10 protein-coding genes and 1 other RNA gene are annotated in these 9102 nt (G+C 65.8%); 5 read left to right on the forward strand and 6 right to left on the reverse strand.

The genetic code is table 11. The features are described from left to right. Positions 1–47: 47 nt before the first annotated feature. Positions 48–1100 (reverse strand): heat-inducible transcriptional repressor HrcA, encoded by a 1053-nt coding sequence (gene hrcA / locus MJ606_RS17930; RefSeq protein ID WP_243050920.1) that lies wholly within the window; start codon positions 1098–1100, stop codon positions 48–50. 119 nt (positions 1101–1219) lie between these two features. On the opposite strand from hrcA, the gene recN reads away from it, so the two are divergent. Continuing rightward, positions 1220–2890 (forward strand): DNA repair protein RecN, encoded by a 1671-nt coding sequence (gene recN / locus MJ606_RS17935; RefSeq protein ID WP_243050921.1) that lies wholly within the window; start codon positions 1220–1222, stop codon positions 2888–2890. Positions 2891–2977: 87 nt separating this feature from the next. Here recN and MJ606_RS17940 read toward each other — a convergent pair whose 3' ends face one another. Then, positions 2978–3613, reverse strand: coding sequence for a response regulator transcription factor (locus MJ606_RS17940; RefSeq protein ID WP_243050922.1), 636 nt, complete (start codon positions 3611–3613; stop codon positions 2978–2980). A gap of 68 nt (positions 3614–3681) precedes the next feature. Between MJ606_RS17940 and MJ606_RS17945 the strand changes: the two genes are divergently transcribed. Further along, positions 3682–5277 carry an MASE1 domain-containing protein gene (locus tag MJ606_RS17945; RefSeq protein ID WP_243050923.1) on the forward strand — a complete coding sequence of 532 codons (1596 nt, stop codon included), beginning with the start codon at positions 3682–3684 and terminating at the stop codon, positions 5275–5277. Positions 5278–5612: 335 nt separating this feature from the next. Here the strand turns inward: MJ606_RS17945 and fur are convergent, their stop codons facing one another. Then, positions 5613–6029, reverse strand: a complete 417-nt coding sequence (fur, locus tag MJ606_RS17950) for a ferric iron uptake transcriptional regulator (RefSeq protein WP_243050924.1) — start codon at positions 6027–6029, stop codon at positions 5613–5615. A gap of 76 nt (positions 6030–6105) precedes the next feature. Between fur and bamE the strand changes: the two genes are divergently transcribed. Next, positions 6106–6564 carry an outer membrane protein assembly factor BamE gene (gene bamE / locus MJ606_RS17955; RefSeq protein ID WP_243050925.1) on the forward strand — a complete coding sequence of 153 codons (459 nt, stop codon included), beginning with the start codon at positions 6106–6108 and terminating at the stop codon, positions 6562–6564. 15 nt (positions 6565–6579) lie between these two features. On the opposite strand, the gene MJ606_RS17960 is transcribed toward bamE, so the two are convergent. Together MJ606_RS17960 and MJ606_RS17965 are read right to left on the reverse strand one after the other, a co-directional pair. Further along, positions 6580–6861: an RnfH family protein gene (locus MJ606_RS17960; protein ID WP_243050926.1), complete on the reverse strand. Its 282-nt coding sequence runs from the start codon at positions 6859–6861 to the stop codon at positions 6580–6582. Further along, the gene (locus MJ606_RS17965) at positions 6854–7285 is read right to left on the reverse strand and encodes a type II toxin-antitoxin system RatA family toxin (RefSeq protein ID WP_243050932.1); all 432 of its coding nucleotides are present in this window, start codon (positions 7283–7285) and stop codon (positions 6854–6856) included. The genes MJ606_RS17960 and MJ606_RS17965 overlap by 8 nt, the downstream gene beginning before the upstream one ends. 83 nt (positions 7286–7368) lie before the next feature. Between MJ606_RS17965 and smpB the strand changes: the two genes are divergently transcribed. Next, the gene (gene smpB, locus MJ606_RS17970) at positions 7369–7860 is read left to right on the forward strand and encodes an SsrA-binding protein SmpB (protein ID WP_243050927.1); all 492 of its coding nucleotides are present in this window, start codon (positions 7369–7371) and stop codon (positions 7858–7860) included. Between the two features lie 17 nt (positions 7861–7877). Here smpB and MJ606_RS17975 read toward each other — a convergent pair whose 3' ends face one another. Further along, positions 7878–8330, reverse strand: a complete 453-nt coding sequence (locus MJ606_RS17975; RefSeq protein WP_243050928.1) for a GNAT family N-acetyltransferase — start codon at positions 8328–8330, stop codon at positions 7878–7880. Between the two features lie 119 nt (positions 8331–8449). On the opposite strand from MJ606_RS17975, the gene ssrA reads away from it, so the two are divergent. Next, positions 8450–8801, forward strand: a transfer-messenger RNA (tmRNA) gene (ssrA, locus tag MJ606_RS17980). The last annotated feature ends 301 nt before the right edge of the window (positions 8802–9102 follow it).

The raw sequence follows: 9102 nt of genomic DNA on the forward strand, positions 1-9102 counted from the left end.
ACCAACCGTCAACAAACTTGCGGGCTGAACCCGCCTCCCGAGGCGCGTTATAGGGTCGTCGCGGCGCGATTCAAGGCATCACTAAGCAATCCGGCCGTGGCCTGGACCACCGGGATGACCCTTTCGTAGGCCATGCGGGTGGGACCGATCACGCCCACCGCCCCCAATACCCGCCCCTGGGCGCCATAACTGGCGGTCACTACGCTGCACCCGTCCAGCGCGGCAAACCCCGATTCTTCGCCAATGAACAGCCGCACCCCCGGCGCCTTGGCGCAGACTTCCATCAATTGCAGCAGCTCGTTCTTCTTCTGGAAAGCCTCGAACAGCTCGCGCAGGCGTTCCAGGTTGGCCAGTTCGGAATAGCCCATCAGGTTGGTCTGGCCGCTGACCAGCACATCGTCGCTTTCGGTGGGCGGGGCAAACGAGGCGGCGGCTAGTTCCACGGCGCTGGCCAACAGCTGGTTGAGCTCGCTGCTGGCCTCGCGCAGTTCGCGCAGCAGATGGCCGCGGATATCGTCCAGGCGCAGGCCGGCGAACTGGCTGTTGAGATAGTTGGCGGCCAGCTCCAGCTCACGGCCGTCCAGCGGCTTGGCCAACTGCACGATGCGGTTCTGCACCTGGTTGTCGGAAAACACCAGGATCACCAGCACGCGGGCATCCGGCAGCGGCACGAAATCGATATGGCGCAGCGGGAAGTCCACCTGGCGCGGCACCGTGACCACGCCGGCGAAGCGGGTCATCGCCGACAGCAGGGTGGAGACGTTGCCGAGCAGGTCGCGGGTGGTGGTCGGCCCCGGCGGCAGTTCCAGGCGCAGGCGGGCCATCTCCTCCAGCGGCAGCGGCTGCAGTTCGATCAGGCTGTCCACGAACAGGCGCAGCCCGCGCGGGGTCGGCACGCGGCCGGCCGAGGTGTGCGGCGAAGCGACCAGGCCCGCCTCTTCCAGGTCCGCCATGATGTTGCGGATGGTGGCCGGGCTCACATCCAGGCCGGAGGAACGCGACAGCGTGCGCGACCCGACCGGCTCGCCGTCGGCCAGGTATTGGGCAATCAATGTGCGCAGCAGGCGTCGCGCGCGGGCATCGAGTTGGGAAGAAGGCATGCTGTAGCAATCCGTGAGACAACAAACAAATAAGGTCTGACGAGCCTGCGCGCAAGCCCGACGCGTTTTGCCGCGCCGGTCAGCCGCTACAATCGACCGACTTCAACGTGCCCTAGACCATGCTCACCTCGCTCTACGTCCGTCATTTCGCCGTCGTCGAAGAAGCCGAGATCGCCTTCGGCCCAGGCCTTACCGTGGTCAGCGGCGAAACCGGCGCCGGCAAGTCCCTGCTGGTGGATGCCCTGATGCTGCTGGCCGGCGCCCGCGCCGACAGCGGCATGGTGCGCGCCGGCAGCGACCGCGCCGAGCTTACCGCCGAGTTCGACCTGTCCGACCTGCCCGAAGCGCGCGAGTGGCTGCGCCGCGAGGAACTGGACGAAGAGGACACCTGCCAGCTGCGCCGCGTCATCCGCGCAGAAGGCAGCTCGCGTGCCTGGATCAACGGCCGCCCGGCCAGCGCCGGGCAACTGGGCGAGCTGGCCACGCTGCTGGTGGAAATCCACGGTCAGCACGAACATCAGGCGCTGCTGTCGCGCGCCCATCAGCTGGAACTGCTGGATGCCTATGCGGGCAATGAAACGCTGGTGAGCCAGATCCGCGAGCTGGCCCAGCAATGGCGGGACCTCGACGCCCGCATCCGCAAGCTGAGCGGTGGCGACGATCGCGAACAGCGCATCGAGCTGCTGAGCCACGAACTGGGCGAACTGGAGAAGTGGGCCCTGCCACCGGCCGAGCTGACCGAGCTGGAAGCCAGCCACAAGCGCCTGGCCAATGCCGGCCGCCTCGCCGAAGGCGCCGGCGGCGTGGTCGAGCTGCTGGATGGCGAAAGCGAATTCGCCCTGCGTCGCGCGCTGGGCCGTGCCCAGCTGGAGATGAGCAAGCTGGCCGCCCTGGACGACAAGCTCGCGCCGTGGCTGGAGCTGCTGGACAACGCCTCGATCCAGCTCAGCGAGGCCGCCGATGGCCTGGGCCGCTATGCCCTGGACGTCGACCTCGACCCGGAGCGCTACGCCGACGTCGACACCCACCTCACCCGGCTGCATGAACTTTCGCGCCGCCATCGCGTGCCGGTGACGGAACTGCACGACAAGGCGGCGCTGCTGCGCGCCGAGCTGGACGAGCTGGAAGGCGCCGGCGACGCCCTCGAAAAGCTCGCCACCCAACGCCAGCGCCTGCAGGAACGCTACGACGAAACCGCCACCACGCTCAGCCAGGCGCGCCACGACGCTGCCACCCGGCTTGGCAGCGAGGTCAGCGCGCTGATGACGGAACTGGGCATGAGCGGCGGCCGCCTGGTGGTGGAGCTGGAATCCTCCACTGACAACGAGCCCGATCCGCAGGGCCGCGAGCGCTGCGAGCTGCTAGTCAGCGCCAACCCTGGCCAGCCGCCGCGTCCGTTGCGCAAGGTGGCCTCCGGCGGCGAGCTGGCGCGCATCAGCCTGGCCATCGAGGTAGCCACGCTGGGCAAGGACACGGTGGGCACCATGGTGTTCGACGAGGTGGATACCGGCATTGGCGGCGCGGTAGCCGAAGTGGTGGGCCAGAAGCTGCGCGCCCTGGGCGGACAGCGCCAGGTGCTGTGCGTCACCCATCTGCCGCAGGTCGCGGCCCAGGGCCATGCCCACCTGCGCGTCAGCAAGGCCAGCGATGGCGAGTCCACCCGCACCCAGATCGAGAAGCTCGACGCCGCCGGCCGCCGTGACGAACTGGCGCGCATGCTCGGTGGCGTGGAAATCACCCGCGAGACGCGGGCGCATGCGAAGCAGATGCTGGAGCGGGCGCAGGCTTAAGCCAGCGCCACCGGCTCAACTCGGCCTTTCTCATCCGTCATTCCGGCGAAAGCCGGAATGACGGTGGGGACAACCTAGGGAACCGGGTCAATTCCTGCGCGGCAGCAGTCCGCGCTCGGCGGCCATGCGGTAAAGATCCAGCTCCGACCCGGCCCCCAGCTTGCCCATCAGGCTGGCGCGGTGGATGTAGACCGTCTTCTGGCCAATGCCCAGCTCGCCCGCCACCTGCTTGGGCGCGCGCCCGGCCGCCAGCAGCAGAAACACTTCGCGTTCGCGCGCCGTCAGGCGATGAATCGGGTCGAGCCCCTCGCTTGGCCGCTCGGCACGACGCTTGCGCAAGTCGGAGCTGAGAAAACACTCGCCCTGCATCACCGCGCGCAGGCCGGCCACCAATTCCTCGGGCGCCACGCCCTTGGTCACGTAGCCGGAAGCGCCGCGGCGCAACGCCTCGGAAACGTAGGGCTCGCCATCGTGCATGCTCAGCACCACGATGCGCGTGTCGGCCGCCACGCTGCGCAAATGCTCGATCAGCGGCAACCCGCTGCCATCGGGCAGCGAGAGATCGAGCGCCACGAGATCGGGCCGCCGCGAGCCAACCGCTTCCACCGCATCGTCGGCGCTGCGGCACTCCGCAACCACCTCAAGATCCGGTTCCAGTTCGATCAGCCGCTTGAACCCCTCGCGGACGATGGCGTGGTCATCGACCAGGACAATGCTGTACATGCCTGCATGTATAGCAGCCTGCGACAGGGCCGCCTATCCCCCATACCTCGCCATGTAACATCCCGGGCATGCGATCGAAATCTTCTACGCTTCCCGCTACCGACCTGCTGCTGGGGGTTGGCTATTTCCTGCTCTGGCTGCTGCTGTGGCCCACCGAGCAACCGTATTGGATGCTGCCCTATGGCCTGCGCTTCGGCGCGCTGCTGCTGGCGCCCTTGCGCATGTGGCCGTGGCTGCTGGGTGCCGAGTTCGCCGCCACCGGCCTGATCGCCGTGATGCACGGGCTGCCGATGGGCTGGCTCGGCTTCTTGCTGGGTGAGTTTCCCGAGCCCATCGTGGTGGCGATCTGTATATGGCTGATGCGGCGAGCCAATCTCCACGCCAGCCTGCGCGACCCGGAAGATGTCGCACGCCTGCTGCTGTCGGCCGCCTTCACTGTGGCGGCCACCACCGCCACCGACGCCGTGCTGCTGGCCCTGGTGCATGCCACGCCCACCTCGGACCTGCTGATGCAGGCGCTGGGCCAGGACCTGCTGGGCAACTATGTCGGCGTGTTGCTGGTGGTGCCGCTGCTGGTGATGCTGTTGCGCGCCCGGATGGCCAGGCGTGCGCTGGGCCGGCTGCTGATGGATGGCCTGCTGGTACTGCTGCCGTCGCTGGCGATCCTGCTGGTGCTTTCCTCGCATGAAGCCCCGCAACCACAGTTTGCCCGCGTGCTGTCGCTGGCCCCGGTACTGTTCTTCGCCTTCCGCCATGGCTGGCGCGGGGCCAGCCTGACCATGCTGATTTCGAGCCTGGGCATGACCCTGGTGGACCATGTTTCCGGCCACGGAGCCCCCGGAGCCGCCGGCGAACTGTTTCTGGCCGTGGCCGGCACCGGCGCCCTCATGCTCGGTTCGGCCACCGATGCGCTGCGGCGCAGCAGCGAACGGGTGGCCGAACAGAATGTGTACCTGGCCGCCGTCAACCGCCGCCTGGACCAGCTGGCACGGCAGTTGCGCGACGCCGCCCGCGGCAACCTGCAGGCCGAGGAAAACCAGCGTCGCCACATGGCGGCGGAACTCCACGACGAACTGGGCCAGAACCTCACCGCCATCCAGACCCACGTGAAGTTGGCGCAGGCACGCTTGAGCCAGGCCGGCATGGAGGACATCGGCGTCTCGATCAACGCCATCCTCGGCCATATGCGCCGCGCCCTGCACCGCCTGCTCGACGATCTGCGCCCGGCCGTGCTGGATGAGTTCGGCCTGCTGCGAGCCCTGGATGAAGGCCCTATTCGCGATTTGCTCAATGCCGCGGGCGTCGCCTATCGCACCGAGCTGCATGGCGATCCGCGCCTGCTCGACGACGACACGCGCACGGTGGTCTACCGCCTCGTGCAGGAGAGCGCGACCAATGCCGTGAAGCACGCGCAAGCCGATGTTTTCCAGCTGCGCCTGCGCATCGGCGAGCGCCAGGGCGTGGCGCTGGCGCTGCTCGATATCCGCGACAACGGCGTCGGCTTGCCGGCGCGCATGCCGCGCGGCGGACGGGGCATGCAGGGCATGCGCGACCGGGTCACCTCGCTGGGCGGCCTGTTCCGGGTACGCCCCGAACCGCACGGGGTCCATCTGCGCATTTTGCTGCGAAGCAGCACCGCCGCCGGGGACGCCCCCCGCCCCTGACAACGGTTACATAGGAAATTTTCCGATACCAGCCTTGTAAAGGCTTCGTTAGTCTCATTCCATCGATGTGGGGGAGCCACCATCGCAAGATGGTGAGCCATGCCAACCGTGGGGACGGTGGGCATGAAGAACGGCAGGATGCCGTTCCGCCGGAATCGGTGGCACACCCAGGCAGCGCGAGCAACTCGCCTTCTCTGGAGCCATCCGGTAACGGATCAGCCGCTGGATGGACAGGAGTCCATCCGCGGCTTTTTTTGTGGGCGAATGCCGGGCCGGCCCACGAAAAAGGCCGGCAGCGTCCCCGCTGCCGGCCCTGGATGCCTGCCGCCCGGGGCTTACTTGGCCCGATGCTTGGGCCGCACGTACAGCACCAGGCTGTGATCCTCGATGACGTAGCCATGGCGGGCCGCGATTTCGTGCTGCAGGCGCTCGATCTCCTCGCTGACGAACTCGATGACCTTTCCGCTGTCCACATCGATCATGTGGTCATGATGCTTGCCGCGATCCAGCTCGTAGACGGCCTGGCCGCCCTCGAAGTTGTGCTTGACGACGATGCCGGCCGCCTCGAACTGGGTCAAAACCCGGTAGACAGTGGCCAGCCCGATGTCTTCCTGGTGGGCAAGCAGGCGCTTGTAGATGTCCTCGGCGGTGAGGTGGTGGGCCTCCTCGTCCTCGAAGATCTGCAGGATGCGCATGCGGGGGTGCGTGACCTTCAGCCCGGCTTTGCGTAGTTCTTTGGTTTCCTGTTCCATAGCAAACTCCACGCACACGGCGCCACGAGGCCGTTAGTGTATCATCCGACACCTTTACGATCCGGACGCAACACGCATGCACAAGCTGATTCGCACGCTGGGTTTTGCCATGCTGGCCATGTCGCTGGCCAGCTGCCGCCTTATCTATACCCCCGACGTGCAGCAGGGCAACCTGCTCGACAAGAAAAATGTGGATCAGCTGCAGCCCGGCATGACCAAGCGCCAGGTTCTGGTGCTGCTGGGTTCTCCCTCGGTGAATTCGCCGTTCGACCAGAACCAGTGGGATTACGTCTCCACCCAGCAGCACCGTGGTGGCGAACTCAAGATTCGGACGCTCACCCTGACCTTCAACAATGACGCGCTGGTGCGCACCGAAGGCGATTTCTTCGCCGAGGACGCGCAGAAGCTGGTGAACGACACCAAGAAGTACCACGCCAGCTATCCGGTCGACGAAACCAAGGGTGACAAGAGCACCGATGGCTCCAGCAGCAAGGACGGTGGCGGCGACAACGGCGGCGGCAACGACGGCCACTGATATGACTTGCCGGCGTCAGCCCTCGTGGGCCCGGCGTCGGCGCGCCTCCTTGGGGTCAAGCGTGAGCGGCCGGTAGATCTCCACCCGGTCACCCTCGTCCAGCCCATGATCCGGCGCCACTTTGCGCGAGAAGATGCCGAGGCGGGACGGATCGATCAGCAGGCCCGGCATGTCCTGCTGCAAACCCGATGCCTCGATCGCCTGCATCACCGTACTGCCCGCGGGCAAGCTCAGCCGGTAGGTGAACTGGCGATCGGGCCCGGCGTAGACCACCTCGACGGTGATGCGGTCAGCCATAGGCTCGCTCCGCCTCGCGGCAGAAATCGTCGACCATGCGTCCGGCCAGGCCCTGGAAGCCAAGCTTGAGCGCGGTGCCACCGAGGCGGCCGGCGTAGTCGAAATCCAGCGCGAAGGACACCTTGCAACCGGCGTCGCCGAGCGCGATGAACTCCCACAGCCCGTCGAGACTGCGGAAAGGACCATCGACCAGGCTCATATGCAGCCGCTGGGGACGCACGGTGGTATTGCGGGTGGTAAAACTCTGGCGGAAGCCGGCGTACTTGAGATCCAGGCGCGCCACCAGCACATCCTCAGCGCGCTCCAGAATCTCGGCGCCGACACACCAGGGGAAACGCTTTGGGTATGCTTCGACGTCATTGACCAGGTCGAACATCTGGGCCGGCGAATATCGCACCAGGGCGCTGCGGCGGATTTCGATCACATCAGCCTCTTTTGGAATCATCTGGATCCTGGCCCGTTCGGCCGGATCATCATCAGGGCAAAACAGCCCGAAGTTTAGCGGACATGGCCAAGGCTAAGGACAAAGACAAACACGCTGGTGGCACCATCGCGCTCAACAAGCGCGCACGCCACGAGTACCACATCGACCAGCGCTTCGAGGCGGGCCTCGAGCTGCAAGGCTGGGAGGTAAAGTCGCTGCGCGCCGGCCGCATCAACTTCGGCGACAGCTACGCCATCGTGCTCAAGGGCGAGATCTTCCTGGTCGGTACCTCCATTCCACCCTTGATCAGCGCCTCCACCCATGTGGTGGCGAACGATCGCCGCACGCGCAAGCTGCTGCTGCATCGCGCGGAGATCGACACGCTGGTCGGCGCCGTCGAGCGCAAGGGCTACACCCTCATCCCGATGGCCTTGTACTGGAAGGGCAACAAGGTGAAGGTGGAAATCGGCCTGGCCAAGGGCAAACAGGACCACGACAAGCGCGACGCCGAGAAGGATCGCGACTGGCAACGCGAGAAGCAGCGCACCATGCGCGCGCACAACCGCGCGGCCTGAGCGGCAGGCGCGCCTGCTTACGCCAGCGGCATGCGCATCGCATCCACCGACGTGCGAAACCCGAATCGCTCGTAGAGTCCATGCGCATCGGCTGTCGAGTGCAGGCTCAAGGCATCCACGCCCTGCTCGCGCGCCGCGGCACCCACCGCCGCGAGCAAGGCCGTGGCCACGCCCGCCCTGCGGCTGGCCGGCTTCACATAGACATTCAGCAGATACCAGCCCCAGCCCGCCGGATACTGGGCCGAAGGCATGTGCGGATAGGGATTGACCGCGGCACAGCCCACCGCACGCCCCTCCGTCTCCGCCAGCCACACCTGCAGCCGCCCGTCCTGCAAGGCCTCTTCGACCCAACTGCGCAGATGATCGGCGAAGCCGTCCTCCAACGGCTGTCCCAGCTCATCCAGAAACATGCAACGCAGATCGGTGATCAACCCCGCATCCGCCTGCCCCGCCAGACGTATCCGCAGCATGTCCGTTTCCTTGGGTGGTCGCTGCGCCAACCATAGAGGTTGAAGCGACCTCGTGCGCGGCCTTGATGAAAGTGCATGCGCCTCCATATACTGCCGGGTCAGCAATGCAATCTTTCCCCGGGGGTGTCCTGGCTTCGACGGGGGTAGTGAGATAGCTTGGTGCATGCCGAGGGGGCAGCTTTCCTCGTTAATCCAGCCGCAAACTTATAGTTGCCAACGACGACAACTACGCTCTGGCCGCTTAAGGCCTAGCCCCGAACCCACTTGTGCTCGTGCTCGTGGATGTAGGGTCATTATCACGAGATCGCCCGAAGCTGCCGCCTGTCGGTAAGGGTTAAATCAAGCAGGCTGGTCCTTCGATGCGCTTTGCACGCTGTGCTGTCGCGGGACGAGATCTAACGGCGAGCTAAGCATGTAGTACCGGGCGTCAAGCGCCTTCGGACGCGGGTTCGACTCCCGCCACCTCCACCAACTCAACGTCTACGGACGTTCCAAGAAGGCCGGAATCCCAAGCAATACCAAGGGTTCCGGCCTTTTTCTTTGTCCAGCGGCGTCCAGGCAGATACCTTGAAATTCGGGGGCAACTGGGGGCAAGATCGGGGGCAACACAGATGTCACTATTCAAAGTGCCCCCACATGCCACTCACCAGCGTCGCGATCAACAAAGCCAAGCCCACGGGAAAAACCCGGCGCCTGTGGGATAGCGGTGTGGACCGGCCAGAGTTCTGTAGACACTTACGAGCCGCTTTGCGCGTAGCGCCGTTCAAACTCT

The organism is Dyella sp. RRB7, from assembly GCF_022761115.1.
In the GTDB taxonomy this organism is placed as follows: Bacteria; Pseudomonadota; Gammaproteobacteria; order Xanthomonadales; family Rhodanobacteraceae; genus Dyella.